The sequence below is a fragment of the Streptomyces sp. NPDC085931 genome (assembly GCF_044540565.1).
Lineage (GTDB): Bacteria > Actinomycetota > Actinomycetes > Streptomycetales > Streptomycetaceae > Streptomyces.
This window is the reverse complement of record NZ_JBITSK010000001.1, coordinates 68,698-90,915: the sequence shown is the minus strand read 5'-3', so window position 1 is coordinate 90,915 and position 22,218 is coordinate 68,698. Positions and strand designations below refer to the sequence as shown.

Sequence of the window (22,218 nt, the reverse complement as noted above, 5' to 3'; positions counted from 1 at the left end):
GCGGATCCGTGCGCGACCCGTGGTCGGGCCGCGTACGCTTCGTGGACGTCCGCCCCTTGAGCGCCGGCCCGCCGCGGCCGGCGCCTCACGTCCGGAGGCTCACCCGGTATGACCGAGCTCCAGCTGTGGCTGCGCCACGAGGCCCGAACGACCGAGCGCCGCACGCCCGTCGTGCCCGACGACGCCCGGCGGCTCGTCGAGCGCGGAGTGGAACTGACCGTCGAGGAGTCCCCGCAACGGGTCTTCCCGATCGAGGAGTACGAGGCGGCCGGCTGCCGGGTCGCCCCGGCGGGCTCCTGGGTGTCGGCCCCGCGCGACGCCGTCGTGCTCGGCCTGAAGGAACTGCCCGACGCGCCGGCCGCGCTGACGCACCGGCACATCTTCTTCGGCCACGCCTACAAGGCCCAGCCCGGCGCGGCGGAGCTGCTGGGCCGGTTCGCCGCCGGCGGCGGGACGCTGTACGACCTGGAGTACCTGGTGGACGACTCCGGGCGGCGCCTCGCCGCCTTCGGCTTCTGGGCCGGCTACCTGGGCGCCGCCCTGGCGGTGCTGCGGCACCGGGGCCGGCTGCGGGCGCCGCTCGTGCCCACCACCAAGGCCGAACTGGACGAGGTCCTCAAGCCCGCAGACGGCGACGCCGAGTTCACCGCCCTGGTCGTCGGCGCCCTGGGACGCAGCGGCCGCGGCGCACGCGTGGCCTTCGCCACCGCCGGTGTGGACCCGACCTGCTGGGACCTCGCCGAGACCCGCGACCTGGACCGGGCCGCCCTGCTGCGGCACGACGTCATGGTGAACGCGGTACTCGCGACCACCCCCGTCCCGCCCTTCCTGCGCGAGCAGGACCTCGACGCCCCCGGCCGCCGTCTGCGCACCCTGTGCGACGTGACCTGCGACGTCGGCTCCCCGCTCAACGTCCTGCCCGTGTACGACGAGACCACCGACTGGGACGAGCCGGTGCGGCGGCTGCGCGCACAGCCGCCGCTCGACCTGATCGCCATCGACAACCTGCCCTCCCTGCTGCCGCTGGAGTCCAGCGCCGACTTCTCCGCCGCCCTGCTGCCCCACCTGCTCGACTTCGGGGTGACCGGACCCTGGGGACACTGCCTGGAGAGGTTCCGCCGGGCGGTGCGCGAGCACGGTCTCGACGAGGGGGATCACCGTGACCACTGACCCCCACCCGGCGAGCGGCACCGTCCACTGGATCGGTGCCGGCCTGTCCACCGGCAGCGGACTGGCCGCGCTGTGCGACGCCGCGGAGCGCGTGCGGCTGTGGCACCGCACCGAGAGCCGCGCCGCCGAGGCCCTCGGCCGGCTGGGCCTGACCGGACGGGCCGAGCCCCGCGCCTACACCCGGTCCGCGCTCACCGCCGAACTGGCGCCCGGTGACACCGTGGTGTCCATGCTGCCGGCACCGGAGCACGCGGCGCTGCTCGCCGCGTGCGTCCGCCTCCGGGCGCACTTCGCCTGCTCCAGCTATGTGTCGCAGGCGGTGCTGGAGCAGGTGCCCGCCGCCCGGGAGGCCGGGGTCGTCGTCCTCACCGAGGCCGGGCTCGACCCGGGCATCGACCACCTCTTCGCGCACGACCTGGTCGCCCGGGCCCGGGAGGCGATCGGCGAGCGGACGCCCGCCTCGTACTCCCTCACCTCGTACTGCGGCGGCGTCCCCGCCGAGCCGAACGACTTCACCTACCGTTTCAGCTGGGCACCCGCCGGCGTGCTCAACGCCCTGCGCTCACCGGCCCGTTACCTCGAGGACGGGGCCGAGACGGTCGCCGAGCGCCCCTGGGAGGCGACCCGGCGGCACGTCGTGGACGGGGAGACGTTCGAGGTCTACCCCAACCGCGACAGCGTCCCGTTCGTCGCGCAGTACGGCCTGCCGGACGCCTGGTCGCCGCGGACGTTCGTGCGGGGCACGCTGCGGCTGGAAGGGTGGCTGCGGGCCTGGGACGCGGTGTTCGAGGAGCTGAAGCGCGGCGACGACGCCCGGATCGCCGACCTGGCGCGGGAGTTGGCCGCCAGGTACCCCACCACGGACGACGACCGGGACCGGGTCGTCCTCGCCGTGTCCCTGGACGTGCGGTCCGCGGCGGGACAGGGCTGGTCCGGCGGCTACCTGCTGGACCTGGTGGGCGACGCGGGGGAGAGCGCGATGGCCCGCTGCGTCTCGCGCACCCTCGCCCTCGGTGTCCGCCACGTCCTGGACGGCTCCCTGCCGCCGGGCCTGAACCGCGCGGCCGGGACGGCGGCCCGGTCACGGCAGTGGCTGACCGAACTCGGCCGCGACGGAGTGGAGTTCACCCTCCGCGTCGACCGCTAGCCGGGGAGGGGACCTGTCAGGGCCTCGTGCACCAGCCGCTTGAGGTCCTTGAAGACCGTGTGCGAGGTCCGGGGCCGCACCTGCGTCATGAACTGCACCGTCAGGTCGCGGCCCGGATCCACCCAGAACGTCGTCGTCGCCACCCCGCTCCAGCCGAAGGCACCGCGCCCGGACGGCACCTGCGTCCGGTCCGGGTCGATCACCACCGAGCAGTTGAAGCCGAAGCCCATCCCCTCGTTGCCGGGCTCGTCGTGGGCGGGGCGGCTGCCGAAGGCGCGCAGGTCGGCGCCGCCCGGCAGGTGGTTGCGGGTCATCAGGTCCACGGTCTGCGGGGCGAGCAGCCGGACGCCGTCCAGTTCGCCGCGGCGCCGCAGGAACTCCATGAAGCGGTGGTAGTCGTGGGCCGAGCACACCATGCCGCCGCTGCCCGACAGGAACCGTGGCCGGCCCCGCAGCGGCAGCCCCGGGATCGGCTCGATGCCGCCGCCCTCCTTCTCGCCGTACATCTCGGACAGCCGGACCGCTTGTTCGTCGGTGACGTGGAGTCCCGCGTCCGTCATGCCGAGGGGCCCGAAGATCCGCTCGGCGAAGAACGCGTCGAGCGGCCGGCCGGAGACCACCTCGACGACCCGGCCCAGGACGTTGCTGGCCACCGAGTAGTTCCACTCGGTGCCCGGCTCGAACTGCAGCGGCAGGCTCGCGTACACCTCGATCGTCTCGGCCAGGTCCGCGCCCGGCGGCACGGACGACTCCAGTCCGGCCCGGCGGTACAGGGCGTCCACGGGATGGGAGTGGTAGAAGCCGAAGGTGAGGCCCGAGGTGTGGGTCAGCAGGTGCCGTACGAGTATCGGGCCGCGGGCCGGGCGGGTCCGGACGCCCTCGTCCGAGCCGCCGGCGTAGACCCGCGGCTCGGCGAAGGCCGGCAGATGGTCCGCGACCGGATCGTCCAGGGACAGCCGGCCCTCCTCCACCAGCAGCAGCGCGGCGACCGCGGTGACCGGTTTCGTCATGGAGTAGACCCGCCACAGCGTGTCCGCCTCGACGGGGAGCCCGGCCGCGATGTCGCGCGAGCCGTGCGTGACGAGATGGGCGACGCGTCCGCCGCGGGCGATCGAGACGAGGAAGCCGGGCAGCCGCCCCTCGTCGACGAAACGGGCGAGATGCCGGTCCAGGCGCTCCAGCGCCCGCGGGTCCAGTCCCGCCTCGACCGGCTCGACCTCTTCTCGCAGCTGTGCCATGGCTCTTCCTCCGTCGCGCTCTCGCGGTGGAGTCCGGCATACCCCGCCGCCTTCGATCCCATCCTGCTGCAGGGACGTTTTCATGATCGCGCAGAAACGGGTGAGCGAACCCGGGGCGGCACACGGGGGCGTGGGAGCCGGCCGCCGGCTCCCACGCTGGCATCCGGCGGGCGCGGTGGTCAGACGGCCACCTTCCCGGCCCGCGCCGCCGGACGCGGGGTGCGTTCGCCCAGCGCCTCGGTCGGCACCCGGTGGGTCTCCCGCGCGGTCACCGCCGCGATCACCGGAGGCACGCACAGGGCCGCCGTGAACAGCGCCACCGCCGGCCAGTCGTCCCCCTCCGGCCCGGCGATCCGGGCCGCGAAGGTGACGGCGAACCCGGCCGCCGCGAACCCGATCTGCGTGCCGATGGCCACGCCGGACAGCCGCACCCGGGTCGAGAACATCTCGCCGTAGAAGGCGGGCCACACCCCGTTCGCCGCGCTGTAGACCACGCCGAAGCAGATCACGCCGGTCAGGAACGTCAGCGGGTAGGAGCCCGTGGAGACCGCCCACAGGTACAGGAACATCGTCACCGCGCTGCCGGCCGCGCCGGCCAGGAACACCGGGCGGCGGCCGATCCGGTCGGACAGCGTGGCCCACAGCGGGATCGCCGCCAGCGCGACGACATTGGCCAGGGCGGCCACCCACAGCATGGACGTGCGGGACATGCCGACCGCGTCGCTCGTGGCGTACGCCAGTGCCCACACCGTGAAGATCGTGCTGACGGAGGCGATCAGCGCGCCCGCGATCACCCGCAGCACGTCCGCCCAGTGCTCGCGCACCAGCACCAGCAGCGGCATCGTCACGACGCCCTCCTCGGCCGCCTGCCGGGCGAAGGCCGGCGTCTCGTCCAGCTTGCGCCGGATGACCCAGCCCGCGACGGCGACCGCGACACTCAGCCAGAACGGGACCCGCCAGCCCCACGACAGCAGGTGCTCCTCGGGCAGCGCGGCCACCGGGATGAAGACCAGGGTGGCCAGCAACTGGCCGCCCTGGGTGCCGCTGAGGGTGAAGCTGGTGAAGAAGCCGCGCCGGTGCGGCGGCGCGTGTTCCAGCGTCATGGAGTTGGCGCTGGCCTGCTCGCCCGCGGCCGAGATGCCCTGCAGGACGCGGCACAGCACCAGCAGGACCGGGGCGAGGGTGCCGACCTGGTCCCGGGTCGGCAGACAGCCGATGAGGAACGTCGACAGGCCCATCAGCATCAGTGTGAAGACCATGATCTTCTTGCGGCCGAGCCGGTCGCCGAAGTGGCCGAGGACCAGTGCGCCGACCGGGCGGGCGGCGTACGCGACACCGAACGTGGCCAGCGACAGCAGGGTCGCGGTGGCCGGGTCGGACGCGTCGAAGAACACCTCGGGGAAGATCAGCGCGGCGGCACTGCCGTAGAGGAAGAAGTCGTAGTACTCCAGCGCGCTGCCGATCCAGGCGGCGGTGGCGGCTTTCCGGGGCTGGCCGGGCGGGGCGGCGGCCCCTCGCGGCGTGGCGGGGACGGACACGGCGGCTCCTTGGGGGGCTCCACCACAGGCGGAGCGGACACGGGCGACCAGGAGGGGAGATGCGAGGGATGCGCGGGGGAGGTGCGAAGAGGGCGGGCCGGATCGCGGCTAATGAACCCACTGGATAGTTAACAGGGGGTGGCCAGTGATGCTGCGCTCGCGTGCCGCCGGTGTCAAGGGGTCGCGCGCCGGGCGCTCAGTCCGCTGCACGCTCGGCCGTCAGGTAGGCGATCACCATGTCGCCGAGCATGGCGCGGTAGTGGGCGCGCTGCGCCTCGTCGAGCAGGTCGCGGCCGAACAGGGCGCCGAAGGTGTGCCGGTTGGAGACCCGGAAGAAGCAGAACGAGGAGATCATCGCGTGCAGGTCGACGGCGTCCACGTCGGCCGTGAACAGGCCCGACTCCCGGCCCGACGCCAGGATCCGGCGGATCACGTCCAGGGCCGGGGAGCCGATCCTGCCGAGTTCCTCGGAGCCGGCGATGTGGTGCGCCTCGTGGATGTTCTCGATGCTGACCAGACGGATGAAGTCGGGGTGCTGCTCGTGGTGGTCGAAGGTCAGCTCGGCCAGGCGCCGGATCGCCGCCACGGGGTCGAGGTGGTCGACGTCGAGCTGCTGCTCGGCCTCCCGGATCACCCCGTACGCCCGCTCCAGCACCGCCGTGAACAGCTGTTCCTTGCCGCCGAAGTAGTAGTAGATCATCCGCTTCGTGGTGCGGGTGCGGGCGGCGATCTCGTCCACCCGGGCCCCGTCGTACCCGGCCCGGGCGAACTCCTGTGTGGCGACGTCGAGGATCTCGGCCCGGGTGCGGGCGGCGTCACGGATGCGCTCGCCGGGACGTGCCGGTTCTTCGACGCGGGTCATCACATTCCTTCGGGCGAGGGGGCCGGTGCCGGTGATTGTAGAAGCAGGGCCCCGGCCGGCCGGGGCCTTCCCGAACCCGCACGCGGGTGCTACAGATAACGTACTGGTTCGTACATTACTGAGCCGCTCGGGAGGCGCGCGTGCCCAAGGACTCGTATCTGGCCGGACTGATCGGTTCCGGGATCGGCCCGTCGCTCAGCCCGGCGCTGCACGAGCGGGAGGCCGACCGCCAGGGCCTGCGCCTGCTGTACCGGCTCATCGACATCGACCCCCTCGGGGTGCCGCCCGAAGCGGTGGGCGACCTGGTGCGGGCCGCCCGTGACCTGGGGTTCGACGGGCTCAACATCACCCACCCCTGCAAACAGCTCGTCCTGGAGCACCTGGACGCGCTCGCCCCGCAGGCCGAGGCGCTGGGCGCGGTCAACACCGTCGTCTTCGAGGACGGCCGGGCGGTCGGCCACAACACGGACGTCACCGGATTCGCCGCCTCCTTCGCCCGCGGTCTGCCCGACGCGCCGCTGGAGCGGGTCGTGCAGCTCGGCGCCGGCGGCGCGGGCGCGGCCGTCGCGCACGCCCTCCTCACCCTCGGCGCCGGGCACCTCACCGTCGTCGACGCCCTGCCGGACCGCGCCGAGGCCCTCGCCGCGTCCCTGAACCGGGCCTTCGGCCGGGGCCGGGCGGCCGCCGCGGCCCCGCGGGGGCGGTCGCGGCTGCTCGCACACGCCGACGGCATCGTCCATGCCACCCCCACCGGCATGGCCGCCCACCCCGGCCTGCCCCTGCCCGCGGAGCTGCTCCACCCCGGACTGTGGGTCGCCGAGGTGGTCTACCGCCCGCTGGAGACCGAACTGCTGCGCACCGCCCGCGCCCTGGGCTGCGCCACCCTCGACGGCGGCGGCATGGCCGCCTTCCAGGCCGCCGACGCGTTCCGCCTGTTCACCGGGCGGGAACCCGACGCCGCACGGATGCTGGCGGACCTGACCGCCCTGTCCGGCGCGGTCGGCGCGCCCCACTGACCCCCGGAAGGGACACCGACGTTGCGTACGTCCATCGCCACCGTCTGTCTGAGCGGATCCCTCACCGAGAAGCTCGACGCCGCCGCCCGGGCCGGCTTCGACGGGGTGGAGATCTTCGAGAACGACCTGCTGGTCAGCCCTCTCACGCCCGAGGAGATCCGCGCCCGCTGCGCCGACCTGGGCCTGGGCATCGACCTCTACCAGCCGATGCGGGACGTCGAGGCCGTCCCCGAGGACGAGTTCGCGCGGAACCTGCGGCGCGCCCGGCACAAGTTCGAGCTGATGCGCAGACTCGGCGCCGACACGGTCCTGGTCTGCTCCAGCGTCCGTCCGCACGCGGTGGACGACGACGCCCTCGCCGCCGAGCAGCTGAGCCGACTCGCCGACACCGCCCGGGAGTTCGGCGTCCGGGTGGCCTACGAGGCCCTGGCGTGGGGCCGGCACGTCAGCACCTACGACCACGCCTGGCGCATCGTCGAGGCGGCCGGGCACCCCGCGCTCGGCACCTGCCTGGACAGCTTCCACATCCTCTCGCGCGGCTCGGACCCCCGGGGCATCGAGGACATCCCCGGCGAGAAGATCTTCTTCCTCCAGCTCGCCGACGCCCCGCTGCCCGCCATGGACGTCCTGCAGTGGAGCCGCCACTACCGCTGCTTCCCCGGCCAGGGCGGCTTCGACCTGGCCGGCCTGCTCCGGCACGTGCTGGCCACCGGCTACGACGGGCCGCTGTCCCTGGAGGTCTTCAACGACGTCTTCCGGCAGGCCGAGGCCGGACCCACCGCCGTGGACGCCCGGCGGTCGCTGCTGCTCCTGGAGGAGACCGTGGGGCGGGCGCCGCTGCCCGGACCCGTCGTCCCCACCGGGGTGGCCTTCGCCGGGCTGGTCACCTCCGACGCCGAACCCCTCACCGCCCTGCTGCGGGCCCTGGGCTTCACCCGCACCGCACGGCACCGCGGCGCACCCGTCGCCCTGTGGGAGCAGGGGGAGGCCCGGATCCTCGTCGACACCGGCCCGGCCGTCCGCCGCGACGGCGGCCGGCTCGCCGCGATCGGGCTGGAGTCGCCCGACCCGGCCGGGGCGGTCCGGCGCGCCGAGGCGCTGCTCGCGCCGGTGCTGCCGCGCCGCCGGCCGGCCGGGGACGCGGCCCCGGAGGCGGTCGCCGCCCCCGACGGCACGGAGCTGTTCTTCTGCGCCACCGGCCGGCCCGGACCGCCCGACTGGCGCGCCGGCTTCGAGGAGACCGCACGGCCCGCCCCCGGCCTGGGCGTCCGCGGCATCGACCACGTCGCCCTCACCCAGCCCTGGCACCACTTCGACGAGGCGGTCCTCTTCCACCGCGGTGTGCTCGGGCTGGACGCGCAGGAGAGCGTGGACGTGGCCGATCCCTACGGGCTGCTGCGCAGCCGGGCCGTCGCCGGCCCCGACGGCGGCGTCCGTATCGTCCTCTCCGTCGGCGCCGCGCCGGCCGACGACACCCTGCACGCCCAGCACCTCGCCCTGGCCACCGACGACGTGGTCACCGCGGCCCGCCGCTTCCGCGCGGCCGGCGGCAGCCTGCTGCCGGTCCCCGCGAACTACCACGACGACCTCGCCGCCCGCTTCGATCTCACCGACGGCGAGCTGGAGACCTACCGCGACCTGGGCATCCTCTACGACCGGGACGCCCGGGGCGTGTTCCGCCACTGCTACACCCGCACGGTGGGCCGGGTCTTCTTCGAACTGGTCCAGCGCGACGGCGGCTACCGGGGCTACGGCGCCGTGAACGCGCCCGTGCGGCTGGCGGCACAGCACGCGGTGCGGGGCCTCACGGGCGGCTGACGGTCCGGGTGACGCCGGTGACGACCGTGGTGGCGAGGATCCAGCCGGTGAGGACGAGCGCGTAGGAGAGCCACTGGTACCAGCCGGTGGGGGCGAACGCGCCCTCCTGCCCGAAGGAGATCACCGGCAGCAGCAGGTCGAGGGTGTAGAAGACCGGGTTGAACTCCGGTGCCTCGTCGGCCTTGAGCGGCTCGGGGTGGTGCAGCGCGTAGACGATCGAGCCGGTCAGCAGCAGCGACAGCAGCCAGCCGGCCGCGCGCAGGGGCCGGAAGCCGTAGCCGACGGCAGCGTCCTGCACATGGCCCCACCAGCGGCCGTACCAGGGCAGCGTGGCGCGTCGGCGGCGCTGCTTGGCGAGCTGCACGACCCGGGCGGCGTCGTCGTCGCCGATCCGGCGGTAGGCAGCGGTCAACTGCTCGTAGGCGTGCGGGACATAGCCCTCGCGGTCCCGCTCCAGCATCACCAGGCGCCGCCCGGCCGGTTCGTGCGGGGTGAGCGAGGTGTAGACGAGGCTGTTGAGCAGCACCTCGGCGGGGACGGAGTCCGGTTCCAGGAACAGGACGTCCAGCTGGGCGCGGCGCAGGTTGAGGGTGCCGTCCATGGGCGGGCTCCTGCGCAGCCACAGTTCTCCTATCGAGCAGCTGCTGGCGCGCAGCACCGTGCCGCCGGGGTTCGCCAGACGGGCCCCGGTCAGGTCCAGGCGGCCCGCGACCCGGGCGCCGCGCAGCCCGATCCAGCCGAGCACGTCCGTGTCGCGCAGCAGGGCGTCGCCCTCCACGGTGAGCGTCTCGGCGTCGACGGCGACCGCGCCGGTACCGGCCCGAAGCCGGGCGCCGTTGAGGTCCACCGTCCCGGCGACCGAGGCGCCCGCCAGCCGGACCTCGCCCCGGACGCGCAGCCCCGGCGCGGACAGGCCGTCGCCGACGGTGACGTGGTTGAGCTGGAGCGCCGGCCGTCCCTCGGGCGGTTCGCCGATCTCCGCCCCGTCCAGGAACAGCGCCCCGGCGATCTGCGCCCCGCCGAGCCGCACGGGCCCGGCGAACCGGCAGTCCGACAGGCGCAGCACGCCGTCCACGCGCAGGGTCTCCGCGCCCAAGGCCGGCAGCACCGAACCGCGCAGATTGAGCTGGCGCAGCCGCGCCGCGTACAGCACGGGCACCTCGTCGAAGAAGCAGGAGCTGAGCCGCACGGCGTGGTCGGCATCGGCGTACTGCAGGCGCAGTTCGCCGGTGATCCGCGCCCCCGCCAGCCGCAGGGCGGGTGTCTCGCCGTCCTCCCGCGGGGCGCTCAGCAGCAGGGCCCGCAGCACGTCCGCGCGCACGGTCCGGCCCGGTCCCCAGTCGGCGCCCCGCGCCGGGTCCTCGTCCGCCGCCGTGCGGAAGTCCACGTCCGCCCCGCGCGGGAAGGCGCGCCACACCCGCTGCTCGGCGGGTGTCATGTCGTCGATCCGCATCGACGGGGACTCTGGTGGTCCCGGCCGGAGGCTGTCAACCCGCCTCCGGCCGGGGGCCGGTCATGCCCTGATGTTCCACTCCTGGATGACCGGCCGGCCGTGCTCGGTCGACAACCGGGAGACCGTGCCCGTCTCCAGCCGGAACAACCGCCCCTCCGACGGCGGCAGCCCCAGCCGGCGGGCCGTCAGGACGCGCAGGAAGTGGCCGTGCGCCACCAGCGCCACGTCGCCCTCCGGCAGCGCCCCGGTCACCCGGGCGAGCACCCGGTCGGCGCGCTTGCCGACCTCCTCGGGGGACTCCCCTGGTCCGTCCGGCCCGGGCGGGGCGCCGTCGGTCCACAGGTCCCAGCCGGGGCGGGTGCGGTGTATCTCGTCGGTGGTGACGCCCTCGTAGGCGCCGTAGTGCCACTCGTGCAGGTCCGGGTCCTGTTCGGCCCCCGCCAGGCCCGCGAGCGCGGCGGTGCGCACCGCGCGGGCCAGCGGGCTGGTGAGGACCAGCGCGAAGGGGCGGTCCGCCAGGAGCGGGGCCAGCGACCCGGCCTGCTCCTCACCGCGCGGGGTGAGGGGCAGGTCGGTGAAGCTGGTGTGCTGTCCGCTCCGGCTCCACTCCGTCTCGCCGTGGCGGACCAGCAGCAGATCGCCCACGGTGCTACGCCTTCTTCGCGGACTCGACGGCGTGGCCGCCGAACTGGTTGCGCAGCGCCGCGATCATCTTCATCTGCGGCGAGTCGTCCTGCCGGGAGGCGAACCGGGAGTACAGGGAGGCGGTGATGGCGGGCAGCGGCACGGAGTTGTCGATCGCCGCCTCCACCGTCCAGCGTCCCTCACCGGAGTCCTGGGCGTAGCCGCGCAGGCTCTCCAGGTGCTCGTCCTCGTCGAGCGCGTTGACCGCGAGGTCCAGCAGCCAGGAGCGGATGACGGTGCCGTCCTGCCAGGAGCGGAACACCTCGCGGACGTTGTCCACCGAGTCCACGGCCTCCAGCAGCTCCCAGCCCTCGGCGTAGGCCTGCATCATGGCGTACTCGATGCCGTTGTGGACCATCTTGGCGAAGTGCCCGGCGCCGACCCGGCCCGCGTGGACGAAGCCGTACGGGCCTTCCGGCTTGAGCGCGTCGAAGATGGGCCGCAGCCGGTCCACGTACTCCTTCTCGCCGCCGACCATCAGGGCGTAGCCGTTCTTCAGGCCCCACACGCCGCCGGAGACGCCCGCGTCGACGAAGCCGATGCCGCGCTTGCCCAGCTCCTCGGCGTGCTTCTCGTCGTCCGTCCAGCGGGAGTTGCCGCCGTCCACCACCGTGTCGTACGGCTTGAGGAGGTCCGCCAGCCGGTCGATGACGTGCTGGGTGGGGTCGCCGGCCGGGACCATGACCCAGACCGTGCGGGGCGCTTCCAGCTCGTTGACCAGGTCGGCGAGGCTGGGGACGTCCGACTTCCCGGGGTCGGTGTCGTAACCGACGACGGTGTGGCCGGCGTTGCGCAACCGCTCGCGCATGTTGCCGCCCATCTTGCCGAGACCCACAAGTCCGATCTGCATGTCAGTTCACTTCCCGAAGGTTGCGGTAGGCGGCCACCAGGGCGGCCGTGGACGGGTCGAGACCGGGGACGTCGGCGCCCTCGGTCAGGGCGGGTTCGACGCGCTTGGCGAGGACCTTGCCGAGTTCGACGCCCCACTGGTCGAAGGAGTCGATGTCCCACACCGCGCCCTGGACGAACACCTTGTGCTCGTACAGGGCGACGAGCTGCCCGAGGACCGACGGGGTCAGTTCGGTGGCCAGGATGGTGGTCGTGGGGTGGTTGCCGCGGAACGTGCGGTGCGCCACCTGCTCCTCGGGCACCCCCTCGCTCCGCACTTCTTCGGGCGTCTTGCCGAAGGCGAGGGCCTGGGTCTGGGCGAAGAAGTTGGCCATGAGCAGGTCGTGCTGCGCTTTGAGTTCGTCGCTCAGCTCGGCGACGGGCCGGGCGAAGCCGATGAAGTCGGCCGGGATGAGCTTGGTGCCCTGGTGGATCAACTGGTAGTAGGCGTGCTGCCCGTTGGTGCCGGGCGTGCCCCACACCACCGGTCCGGTCTGCCACCGCACCGGCTCGCCCTGGCGGTCCACCGACTTGCCGTTGGACTCCATGTCGAGCTGCTGGAGGTAGGCGGTGAACTTGGACAGGTAGTGGCTGTAGGGCAGCACCGCGTGCGACTGGGCGTCGTGGAAGTTGCCGTACCAGATGCCCAGCAGGCCCATGATCAGCGGGGCGTTGGACTCGGGCGGCGCGTTGCGGAAGTGCTCGTCGACGATGCGGAAGCCGTCGAGCATCTCCCGGAAGCGGTCCGGGCCGATCGCGATCATCAGGGACAGGCCGATCGCCGAGTCGTAGGAGTAGCGGCCGCCGACCCAGTCCCAGAACTCGAACATGTTGTCCGTGTCGATGCCGAACTCGGTGACCTTCCCGGCGTTCGTCGACAGGGCCACGAAGTGCCTGGCCACCGCCTTGTCGTCCCCCAGCGCCTCCAGCAGCCAGGAGCGCGCGGAGGTGGCGTTGGTGATCGTCTCGATGGTGGTGAACGTTTTCGACGCGACGATGAACAGCGTCTCGGCCGCATCCAGGCCGCGGATCGCCTCGTGCAGGTCGGCGCCGTCCACGTTCGACACGAAACGCACCGTCAGCTCACGGTCGGTGAAAGCGCGCAGCGCCTCGTAGGCCATCGCGGGGCCGAGGTCGGAGCCGCCGATGCCGATGTTGACGACGTTGCGGATGCGCTTGCCGGTGTGGCCGGTCCACTCGCCCGAGCGGACCCGGTCGGCGAAGGCGGCCATCCGGTCCAGCACGGCGTGCACACCCGGCACGACGTTCTCACCGTCGACCTCGACCACCGCGTCCCGCGGGGCCCGCAGCGCGGTGTGCAGCACGGCCCGGTCCTCGGTGGAGTTGATCCTCTCACCGCGGAACATGGCGTCCCGCAGCCCGAACACGTCGGTGGCCGCGGCCAGTTCCCGCAGCAGGGCCAGCGTCTCGTCGGTGACCAGGTGCTTGGAGTAGTCGATGCGCAGGTCGCCGACGCGCACGACGTAGCGCTCGGCGCGGCCCGGGTCCTCGGCGAACAGCTCGCGCAGGTCCGGCTGCGGCAGCGCGTTCGCGCGGTGGTCCGCCAGGGCGGCCCACTCGGGCCGCTGGGTGAGCCGGGGCGAGCCGGCGGGGGAGTCAGACATGAGCGGGGGTCTCCTCGGTCGCCTCGCCGTTCAGGGCGATGGCGTACATCTCGTCGGCGTCGAGGCGCCGCAGCTCCTCGGCGATCAGTTCGGACGTGGCACGGACCTTCAGCGCGAGGGTCCGGGACGGCTGGCCCGGCAGGGTCAGCGTGGCCAGCGGGCCCTCGGGACGGTCGATGACGATCTCACCGTTCTCGGTACCCAGCCGCACGGCCGTCACGACCGGCCCGGCGGTGACCACGCGGTCCACCGGGACGTGCAGCCGGGCCTCCAGCCAGCGGGCCAGCAGCTCGGCGGCCGGGTTCTCGGCCTCGGCCTCCACCGCCGCCGAGATCACCTTCGCCCGGGCCTGGTCCAGCGCCGCCGCCAGCATCGAACGCCAGGGCGTCAGCCGGGTCCAGGCCAGGTCCGTGTCACCGGGCGCGTAGGAGCGGACCCGCCGCTCCAGGGTGCCCAGCGGGTCCTCGACGGCGTACAGGTCGGTGATCCGCCGCTGGGCCAGGGCGCCGAGCGGGTCCTTGGCGGGGTTGTCGGGGGCGTCCACCGGCCACCACACCACCACCGGCGCGTCCGGCAGCAGCAGCGGCAGCACGACCGAGTCGGCGTGGTCGGACACCTCGCCGTAGGTCCGCAGGATCACCGTCTCGCCGGTGCCCGCGTCGGCGCCCACCCGGACCTCGGCGTCCAGCCGGGAGGACTGGCGGTCGCGCGGGGTGCGGGCGTGCCGCTTGATGACGACCAGGGTGCGCGAGGGGTGCTCGTGCGAGGCCTCCTCGGCCGCCTTGATCGCGTCGTAGGCGTTCTCCTCGTCCGTGACGATCACCATCGTCAGGACCATGCCCACGGCGGGCGTGCCGATGGCGCGGCGGCCCTGCACCAGCGCCTTGTTGATCTTGCTTGCCGTGGTGTCGGTCAGGTCGATCTTCATGGCCTGCGCCAGCTCCGTCCGTCTCGTGCGAGCATCTCGTCGGCTTCCGCGGGTCCCCAGCTGCCCGCCGCGTACTGCGCGGGCCGGCCGTGCGTGGCCCAGTACTGCTCGATCGGGTCGAGGATCTTCCAGGACTCTTCCACTTCCTGGTGCCGCGGGAACAGGTTGGCGTCGCCCAGGAGGACGTCCAGGATCAGCCGTTCGTACGCCTCGGGGCTCGATTCGGTGAACGACTCGCCGTAGGCGAAGTCCATCGTCACGTCCCGGATCTCCATCGACGTGCCCGGCACCTTCGAGCCGAAGCGGACCGTCATGCCCTCGTCCGGCTGGACGCGGATGACGATCGCGTTGGCGCCCAGCTCCTCGGTCGCCGTGGAGTCGAAGGGGGAGTGCGGGGCCCGCTGGAAGACGACCGCGATCTCGGTGACCCGGCGGCCGAGCCGCTTGCCGGTGCGCAGGTAGAACGGCACCCCGGCCCAGCGGCGGTTGTCCACCTGGAGCCGGATCGCGGCATAGGTGTCGGTCGTGGAGGACGGGTCGATGCCCTCCTCCTCCAGGTAGCCGCGCACCTTCTCGCCGCCCTGCCAGGCCGCCGCGTACTGGCCGCGCACGGTGCCCTGCCCGAGGTCCTGCGGCAGCCGCACGGCCTTGAGGACCTTCAGCTTCTCGGTGAGCAGCGAGGGGGCGTCGAAGGCGGCCGGCTCCTCCATCGCGGTGAGTGCCATCAGCTGCAGCAGGTGGTTCTGGATCACGTCGCGGGCGGCGCCGATGCCGTCGTAGTAGCCGGCGCGGCCGCCGATGCCGATGTCCTCGGCCATGGTGATCTGCACATGGTCGACGAACGACCGGTTCCAGATCGGTTCGAACATCTGGTTGGCGAAGCGCAGGGCCAGCAGGTTCTGGACCGTCTCCTTGCCCAGGTAGTGGTCGATGCGGAAGACCTGCTCCGGGTCGAACACGTCGTGCACGATCCGGTTGAGCTCCTCGGCCGACTCCAGATCGTGCCCGAACGGCTTTTCGATCACCGCGCGGCGCCAGGAGCCCTCCGGGGCGTCGGCCAGCTTGTGCTTCTTCAGCTGCTGGACGACCTTGGGGAAGAACTTCGGCGGCACCGACAGGTAGAAGGCGTAATTGCCGCTGGTGCCCCGGGAGGCGTCCAGCTCCTCCACGGCGGAGCGCAGCTGCTCGAACGCGTCGTCGTCGTCGAAGTCGCCGGGGATGAACCGCATGCCCTCGGCGAGCTGCTGCCAGACCTCCTCGCGGAACGGCGTGCGGGCGTGCTCGCGCACCGCGTCGTGCACGACCTGCGCGAAGTCCTGGTCCTCCCAGTCCCGGCGGGCGAAGCCCACCAGCGAGAAGCCCGGCGGCAGCAGGCCCCGGTTGGCCAGGTCGTACACGGCCGGCATGAGCTTCTTGCGGGACAGGTCGCCGGTCACGCCGAAGATGACCAGCCCGGAGGGGCCCGCGATCCGGGGCAGCCGGCGGTCCTGGGCGTCGCGCAGGGGGTTGACGAAGTCGGTGTCGGCCCGGACCGGGTGCGCGGCGGACCGGGGTGTGCCGCCGTCACCGGCCCGCTCGCCCTCGGCCGGTTCCCGCGCGCCGCTCACCCCCGTCTGCTCGACTCCGGCCGCCTCCTGGGCCGCCCGCGCCTCCTTGTCCTCCTTGGTCCCCTTCGTCTCCTGCTCGGCCGTCCGGTGGATGTCCTCGCTCATTCCGCGTCAACTCCCTTGCTGTTCAAGGACTTGGTGACCGCGTCCAGCAGGTCCTGCCAGGCCACCTCGAACTTGGCCACTCCCTCGTCCTCCAGTTGCCGCACCACCTCGTCGTATGCGATGCCGAGCCGTTCGACGGCCGCCAGGTCCGCCCGGGCCCGGTCGTAACCGCCGGTGACCGTGCCGCCCCGGACGTCGCCGTGGTCGGCGACGGCGTCCAGGGTGGCCTCCGGCATGGTGTTGACCGTGCCGGGGGCGACCAGTCCGTCCACGTACAGGGTGTCCTCGTAGGCGGGGTCCTTCACACCGGTGGAGGCCCAAAGGGGGCGCTGGCGGTTCGCCCCGGCCCCCTCCAGCGCCTGCCAGCGCGGTCCGGCGAAGACCTGCTCGTACGCCTCGTAGGCGAGCCGCGCGTTGGCCAGGGCCGCCCGGCCCTTCAGCGCGAGGGCCTCGTCCGTGCCCAGCAGCGTCAGCCGCTTGTCGATCTCGGCGTCGACCCGGGAGACGAAGAAGGACGCCACCGAGTGGACGGCCGACAGGTCCGAGCCCGCCGCACGCGCCCGCTCCAGACCGGCGAGGTAGGCGTCCATCACCTCGCGGTAGCGCTCCAGGGAGAAGATCAGGGTCACGTTGACACTGATACCCGCCCCGATCACCTCGGTGATCGCCGGCAGACCCGCCGTCGTCGCCGGGATCTTGATCATCACGTTGGGCCGGTCCACCAGCCAGGCCAGCTGCCTGGCCTCGGCGACGGTCGCCGCCGTGTCGTGGGCCAGCCGGGGGTCGACCTCGATGGAGACCCGGCCGTCCCGGCCGCCTGTGGCCTCGTACACCGGCCGCAGCACGTCCGCCGCGGCCCGCACGTCGGCCGTCGTCATCATCCGGACGGCCTCGTCGACGGTCACACCCCGTACCGCCAGGTCGGCCAGCTGCTCCTCGTAGCCCTCACCGGAGCCGATGGCGGCCTGGAAGATCGACGGGTTGGTGGTGACGCCGACGACGCCCTTGGTGCGCACCAGCTCGGCCAGGTTGCCGGACTCGATGCGCCGGCGGGACAGGTCGTCCAGCCAGATCGACACGCCCTCGTCGGACAGGCGCTTCAGTGCTCCCGCGCTCGCGGTTGTTTCGGTCACAGTGATCATCTTCCTTCGGGCGGTCGGATCAACCGCGCGCGGCGGCGAGGGATTCCCGGGCGGCCGCGACGACGTTCTCGGGGGTGAAGCCGTACTCGGCGAACAGGGTCCGCGCGTCGGCGGAGGCCCCGAAGTGCTCCAGCGAGACGATGCGCCCCGCGTCGCCGACGAACCGGTGCCAGGTCAGCCCGATCCCGGCCTCGACGGCGACCCGGGCCTTCACGGACGGCGGGAGCACGCTGTCGCGGTAGGCGCGCGGCTGCTGCTCGAACCACTCCACGGACGGCATCGACACCACCCGCGTGCCGGTCCCCCCGGCCTCCAGCGTCTCGCGGGCCGCGACCGCGAGCTGCACCTCGGAGCCGGTGGCGACGATCACCACCTCCGGCACCTCGGTGGAGGAGTCGGCGAAAACGTAACCGCCGCGCGCCGCGTCCGGGTTCGGCTCGTAGGTGGGCACGCCCTGGCGGGTGAGCGCCAGGCCGTGCGGGGCCGGGTCGGTGGTGTGCCGCCGCAGGATCTCCGCCCAGACGATCGCGGTCTCGTTGGCGTCGGCGGGCCGGACCACGTTCAGGCCCGGAATGGCGCGCAGCGCGGCCAGGTGCTCCACCGGCTGGTGGGTCGGGCCGTCCTCGCCGAGGCCGATCGAGTCGTGCGTCCACACGTAGGTGACCGGCAGCTGCATCAGGGCCGACATGCGCACCGCGTTGCGCATGTAGTCGGAGAACACCAGGAAGGTGCCGCCGTAGACGCGGGTGTTGCCGTGCAGCGCGATGCCGTTCATCTCCGCGGCCATGGAGAACTCGCGGATGCCGAAGTGCACGGTCCGGCCGTAGGGGTCGGCCTCCGGCAGCGGGTTGCCGCGCGGCAGGAACGACGACGTCTTGTCGATGGTCGTGTTGTTCGACCCGGCCAGGTCGGCGGAGCCGCCCCACAGCTCGGGAACGACCGGGCCGAGCGCCTGGAGGACCTTGCCGGAGGCGGCCCGGGTGGCGACCGCCTCGCCCGGTTCGAACACCGGCAGGGCGTCCTCCCAGCCCTCGGGCAGCTCGCCCTTGCTGACGCGGTCGAAGGTCGCGGCCCGCTCGGGGTTCTCCGTGCGCCAGGCGGCGATCCGCTTGTCCCAGGCGGCGTGCGCCTCGGCGCCCCGGTCCAGGGCCGTGCGGGTGTGGGCCAGCACCTCGTCGGCGACCTCGAAGGTCCGCTCGGGGTCGAAGCCGAGGACGCGCTTGGTGGCGGCGACCTCCTCCTCGCCGAGGGCCGAGCCGTGGGAGGCCTCGGTGTTGCGCGCGTTCGGCGCGGGCCAGGCGATGATCGTGCGCAGCGCGATGATCGAGGGCCGGCCGGTCTCGGCCCGCGCCGCCCGCAGCGCCGCGTGCAGCGCGCGCACGTCGATGTCGCCGTCCTCCTGCGGGGCGACGCGCTGCACGTGCCAGCCGTAGGCCTCGTACCGCTTCAGCACGTCCTCGGAGAACGCCGTGGCGGTGTCGCCCTCGATGGAGATGTGGTTGTCGTCGTAGAGGAAGACCAGGTTGCCGAGCCTCTGGTGGCCGGCGAGGGAGGAGGCCTCGGCGGAGACGCCCTCCTGGAGGTCGCCGTCGGAGACGATCGCCCAGATCGTGTGGTCGAACGGCGACTCGCCCTCGGGGGCGTCCGGGTCGAACAGGCCGCGCTCGTAGCGGGCGGCCATCGCCATGCCCACCGCGTTGGCGGCGCCCTGGCCCAGCGGACCGGTGGTGGTCTCCACGCCGGCGGTGTGGCCGTACTCGGGGTGGCCGGGCGTCCTGGAGCCGTGCGTGCGGAACGCCTTCAGGTCGTCCAGCTCCAGCTCGTAGCCGGCGAGGTACAGCTGCGTGTAGAGGGTCAGCGAGGTGTGGCCGGGGGAGAGGACGAAGCGGTCACGGCCCGTCCACTCCGGGTCGGCGGGGTCGTGCCGCATCACCTTCTGGAAGAGCGTGTAGGCGGCCGGTGCCAGGCTCATCGCGGTGCCGGGATGCCCGTTGCCGACCCGCTGGACGGCGTCGGCCGCCAGCAGGCGGGCGGTGTCGACGGCACGCCGGTCGAGATCGGTCCATTCGAAACTGTCCGCTGTCTGCGTGCTCATCTTCAAGAAGTCCTCGATCGAAGCGGAAAGGCTGCTCTGACGCGTTCAAAACTAAAAGTCTGACTTTTTTGGCGGAAGGTCGGCGTGTGCCAGCCTGTGGTGAAAGTGGGACACCCCATCGACAGCGCGACGGCACGACACGGCAACGGGGCGGTACGAGGCGGACATGGCGGACAGAAGCATCCAAGGCGGCGACGGGATCAGAACGTTCCCCTTCCCGGTCGAGCTGAGCGTCGGCGGCGTCGGCATGCAGGTCGGCCCGATGGGCACCGGCCGCACCTGGCACGCCGAGGCGCCGCTGGAGCGCGTCCACCGCATCGACTTCCACGTCGTGATGCTGTTCGGCGAGGGCCCGGTCCGGCACATGGTCGACTTCACCGAGTACGAGGCCGGCGCCGGGGACCTGCTGTGGATCCGCCCGGGGCAGGTCCACCGCTTCTCGCCCACCAGCGAGTACCGCGGAACCGTGCTCACCATGCAGCCGGGCTTCCTGCCCCGCTCCACCGTGGAGGCCACCGGCCTGTACCGCTACGACCTGCCGCCCCTGCTGCGCCCCGACGCGGCCCGGCTCGCCGGACTGCGCGCCGGCCTCGGCCAGTTGCGGCGCGAGTACGAGGACACGGCCACGCTGCCGCTGAGCCTGCACACGGCCGTGCTGCGCCACACCCTGACGGCCTTCCTGCTGCGCCTCGCGCACCTGGCCACGAGTTCGGCGGAGGCGGGGCGCCGGCAGTCCGACTCCACGTTCACCCTGTTCCGGGACGCCGTGGAGCGGGACTTCGCCACCAATCACAGCGTCAGCGCCTACGCCGACGCACTCGGTTACTCCCGTCGCACCCTGGTCCGCGCGGTCCGCGCCGCCACCGGCGAGACCCCCAAGTCCTTCATCGACAAGCGCGTCGTCCTGGAGGCCAAACGCCTCCTCGCCCACACCGACCTGCCGATCGGCCGGGTGGGCGCGGCGGTCGGCTTCCCGGACGCCGCGAACTTCTCCAAGTTCTTCCACCAGCACACGGACCGGACCCCGGCGGCGTTCCGCGCCGAACTGCGCTGAGGACAGCGAAAAGGGGCCCCACGCGTGCGTGGAGCCCCGGTGCCGGGCCGGGTCAGCGCCCGAAGGTGAACCAGTTGACGTTGACGAAGTCCGCCGGCTGCCCGCTGGTGAAGGTCAGATACACGTCGTGGGTGCCCGTCACGGAGGCGATGTTGGCGGGTACGGTCCGCCACGACTGCCAGCCGCCGGTGTTGCCCACCGCGAAACTCCCGACGGGCGCGTTGCTCCGGCTGTCCAGGCGTACCTCGACCAGTCCGCTGACGCCGTTCGCCGCGCCGCTCGCGACCCGGGCGCTGAACTGCCGGGCCGCGGTGGAGCCGAAGTTCACGCCCTTGAACTGCAGCCAGTCGCCGTTGGCCAGCGCGCCCACGTTCTGGCCGCCGCCGGAGTCGGTGGTCGTCTCGGTCATGGCGCCGGACTGGGCGTCGAACGACTCGGCCTGGATGGTGCCGTAGGCGTCGCGGTTGCCGGTGGGCGGAGGTGTCGTGCCGCCACCGCCCGAGGACAGCACCTGCACGTAGTCGACGACCATCGCGTGGCCGGGCTGGGTGCCCGCGTCCGGGCCGCCGCCGAACGCGTCGGGGAAGCCGCCGCCCATCGCCACGTTGAGGATGATGAAGAAGCCGTGGTCGGTGGCGTTCCGCCAGGTCGTGGCGTCGACCTGACTGGCCCGCACCGTGTGGAAGTTGACGCCGTCGAGGTAGAAGCGGATCTCCTCGACGCTGGTGGAGCGGTCCCACTCCATCCGGTACGTGTGGAAGCCCGCCTGACAGGTGGTGCCCTGGCAGGTGGTCGAACCGCCGATGCCGCTGGTCTCGTTGCAGGGTCCGCCCGGCGAGGTGCCGCAGTGCATCGTCGCGAACACCGTGTTCATGCCCTGGGTGTTCTCCATGATGTCCAGCTCGCCGACGGCCGGCCAGTTCCAGTAGTTGCCGCGGTAGGGCGCCCCCAGCATCCAGAACGCCGGCCAGTAGCCCCTGGCGGCGGCTCCGGTGACGTTCGGCACCTGGATGCGCGACTCGACGCGGAGCGTGCCGCCGGCCGGGGGCTGGAAGTCGGTGCGGTTGGTCTCGATGCGGCCGGAGGTCCAGTTGCCGGCGGCGTCCCGGCGGGGCGTGATGCGCAGGTTGCCGTTGCCGTCGAGGGAGACGTTGTCCGTGCTGCTCGTCATCGTCTCGATCTCGCCGGTGCCCCAGTTGGCGGGGCCGCCCGGGTAGCCCTTGCCGGTGGCGTACTGCCAGTTGGAGGTGTTGACGCCGCTGCCGGCCGGGCCGGTGAAGTCGTCGAGGAACACCTGGGTCCAGCCCGAGGGGGGCGGCGGGGCCGAGGCGCTGGCCGAGGGGGTGGTGACCGCGGCGGCGGCCGCCACGAGGCCGAGCGTGCCGACGACGGCGACGAACGCCCGGCGCAAGGGGCGGGGTCTGCGGGATCTGCGGGGGGTGCTTGAGGTGTCGCTCATGTGGGGGCCTCTCCGGGAAGGGGTTGAGAGCGCTCTCAAAGTGCCGCCAATGTGCTCCACCGCGGGCGTGTCGTCAAGGGTTGAACCAGGAAACTCAGCCGGAGGTTTTCTCGTCGCCCGGATCCGGCTCGGCGGACCGGCGCTTCATGCGGCCGCCCACCGCGTCGTCCATGATCAGCACGAGGAGGAGGCAGACGTACAGCGTCCACCGGGGGAGGCCGCACGCGGCACAGACGACGCCGAGCGCCACCGCGACGACGACCAGCAGCAGCCACCGCACCCCGTGCTGCCACCACCGGTGCGCCGCCGGCCGCCGTGCCCACCGCCGTGCCCACCGTCGCGCCCTGTCCCACCGCGCCATGCCGGTCTCCCCCCGTAGCGCACCTCAC

The 22,218-nt window shown here is 72.9% G+C and carries 18 protein-coding genes; 5 read left to right on the top strand and 13 right to left on the bottom strand.

Annotated features, from left to right (window positions below; all coding sequences use genetic code 11):
• Positions 1-108 precede the first annotated feature (108 nt).
• Together ACIGAN_RS00385 and ACIGAN_RS00380 are read left to right on the top strand one after the other, a co-directional pair.
• Positions 109-1,170, top strand: coding sequence for a saccharopine dehydrogenase (locus ACIGAN_RS00385; protein ID WP_365744250.1), 1,062 nt, complete (start codon positions 109-111; stop codon positions 1,168-1,170).
• Positions 1,160-2,317: a saccharopine dehydrogenase family protein gene (locus tag ACIGAN_RS00380; RefSeq protein WP_399854274.1), complete on the top strand. Its 1,158-nt coding sequence runs from the start codon at positions 1,160-1,162 to the stop codon at positions 2,315-2,317. Before ACIGAN_RS00385 ends, ACIGAN_RS00380 begins: the two co-directional genes overlap by 11 nt.
• Here ACIGAN_RS00380 and ACIGAN_RS00375 read toward each other — a convergent pair.
• The 3 genes from ACIGAN_RS00375 to ACIGAN_RS00365 all read right to left on the bottom strand — a co-directional run bounded on the left by ACIGAN_RS00375 (position 2,314) and on the right by ACIGAN_RS00365 (position 5,955).
• Complete coding sequence (locus tag ACIGAN_RS00375; RefSeq protein WP_399854273.1) at positions 2,314-3,555, bottom strand: serine hydrolase domain-containing protein; 1,242 nt, start codon at positions 3,553-3,555, stop codon at positions 2,314-2,316. The genes ACIGAN_RS00380 and ACIGAN_RS00375 overlap by 4 nt on opposite strands.
• A gap of 179 nt (positions 3,556-3,734) precedes the next feature.
• Positions 3,735-5,093, bottom strand: coding sequence for an MFS transporter (locus ACIGAN_RS00370; protein ID WP_399854272.1), 1,359 nt, complete (start codon positions 5,091-5,093; stop codon positions 3,735-3,737).
• Positions 5,094-5,289: 196 nt separating this feature from the next.
• On the bottom strand, positions 5,290-5,955 hold the full coding sequence (locus ACIGAN_RS00365; RefSeq protein ID WP_399854271.1) for a TetR family transcriptional regulator: 666 nt from the start codon (positions 5,953-5,955) through the stop codon (positions 5,290-5,292).
• A gap of 140 nt (positions 5,956-6,095) precedes the next feature.
• Here ACIGAN_RS00365 and ACIGAN_RS00360 point away from each other — a divergent pair, with 140 nt between their 5' ends.
• Both ACIGAN_RS00360 and ACIGAN_RS00355 read left to right on the top strand, forming a co-directional pair.
• A complete protein-coding gene (locus ACIGAN_RS00360) occupies positions 6,096-6,971 on the top strand; it encodes a shikimate dehydrogenase (protein WP_365098978.1) in 876 nt (291 codons plus the stop codon).
• A gap of 21 nt (positions 6,972-6,992) precedes the next feature.
• A complete protein-coding gene (locus ACIGAN_RS00355) occupies positions 6,993-8,789 on the top strand; it encodes a bifunctional sugar phosphate isomerase/epimerase/4-hydroxyphenylpyruvate dioxygenase family protein (protein WP_399854270.1) in 1,797 nt (598 codons plus the stop codon).
• Here ACIGAN_RS00355 and ACIGAN_RS00350 read toward each other — a convergent pair.
• From ACIGAN_RS00350 to tkt, 8 genes are read right to left on the bottom strand one after another with little or no spacing between them, the layout of a single operon-like run.
• On the bottom strand, positions 8,776-10,242 hold the full coding sequence (locus ACIGAN_RS00350; protein ID WP_399854269.1) for a membrane-associated oxidoreductase: 1,467 nt from the start codon (positions 10,240-10,242) through the stop codon (positions 8,776-8,778). The genes ACIGAN_RS00355 and ACIGAN_RS00350 overlap by 14 nt on opposite strands.
• 60 nt (positions 10,243-10,302) lie before the next feature.
• Positions 10,303-10,887, bottom strand: coding sequence for a histidine phosphatase family protein (locus ACIGAN_RS00345; protein WP_399854268.1), 585 nt, complete (start codon positions 10,885-10,887; stop codon positions 10,303-10,305).
• Positions 10,888-10,891: 4 nt separating this feature from the next.
• Complete coding sequence (gnd, locus tag ACIGAN_RS00340; protein ID WP_365744234.1) at positions 10,892-11,776, bottom strand: phosphogluconate dehydrogenase (NAD(+)-dependent, decarboxylating); 885 nt, start codon at positions 11,774-11,776, stop codon at positions 10,892-10,894.
• Between the two features lies 1 nt (position 11,777).
• Positions 11,778-13,439: a glucose-6-phosphate isomerase gene (gene pgi, locus ACIGAN_RS00335; protein WP_399854267.1), complete on the bottom strand. Its 1,662-nt coding sequence runs from the start codon at positions 13,437-13,439 to the stop codon at positions 11,778-11,780.
• Entirely contained in the window at positions 13,432-14,367 is a 936-nt protein-coding gene (gene opcA, locus ACIGAN_RS00330) for a glucose-6-phosphate dehydrogenase assembly protein OpcA (RefSeq protein ID WP_365097830.1), read from the bottom strand. The genes pgi and opcA overlap by 8 nt, the downstream gene beginning before the upstream one ends.
• A complete protein-coding gene (gene zwf / locus ACIGAN_RS00325; RefSeq protein WP_399854266.1) occupies positions 14,364-16,079 on the bottom strand; it encodes a glucose-6-phosphate dehydrogenase in 1,716 nt (571 codons plus the stop codon). The genes opcA and zwf overlap by 4 nt, the downstream gene beginning before the upstream one ends.
• A complete protein-coding gene (gene tal, locus ACIGAN_RS00320) occupies positions 16,076-17,221 on the bottom strand; it encodes a transaldolase (RefSeq protein WP_365097828.1) in 1,146 nt (381 codons plus the stop codon). Before tal ends, zwf begins: the two co-directional genes overlap by 4 nt.
• A gap of 19 nt (positions 17,222-17,240) precedes the next feature.
• On the bottom strand, positions 17,241-19,316 hold the full coding sequence (tkt, locus tag ACIGAN_RS00315; protein WP_399854265.1) for a transketolase: 2,076 nt from the start codon (positions 19,314-19,316) through the stop codon (positions 17,241-17,243).
• Positions 19,317-19,482: 166 nt separating this feature from the next.
• Between tkt and ACIGAN_RS00310 the strand changes: the two genes are divergently transcribed.
• Entirely contained in the window at positions 19,483-20,370 is an 888-nt protein-coding gene (locus ACIGAN_RS00310) for a helix-turn-helix domain-containing protein (protein WP_399854264.1), read from the top strand.
• Positions 20,371-20,422: 52 nt separating this feature from the next.
• Here the strand turns inward: ACIGAN_RS00310 and ACIGAN_RS00305 are convergent, their stop codons facing one another.
• Both ACIGAN_RS00305 and ACIGAN_RS00300 read right to left on the bottom strand, forming a co-directional pair.
• On the bottom strand, positions 20,423-21,829 hold the full coding sequence (locus tag ACIGAN_RS00305; RefSeq protein ID WP_399854263.1) for a glycoside hydrolase family 16 protein: 1,407 nt from the start codon (positions 21,827-21,829) through the stop codon (positions 20,423-20,425).
• Between the two features lie 94 nt (positions 21,830-21,923).
• Positions 21,924-22,190 carry a hypothetical protein gene (locus ACIGAN_RS00300; RefSeq protein WP_399854262.1) on the bottom strand — a complete coding sequence of 89 codons (267 nt, stop codon included), beginning with the start codon at positions 22,188-22,190 and terminating at the stop codon, positions 21,924-21,926.
• Positions 22,191-22,218: the final 28 nt, after the last annotated feature.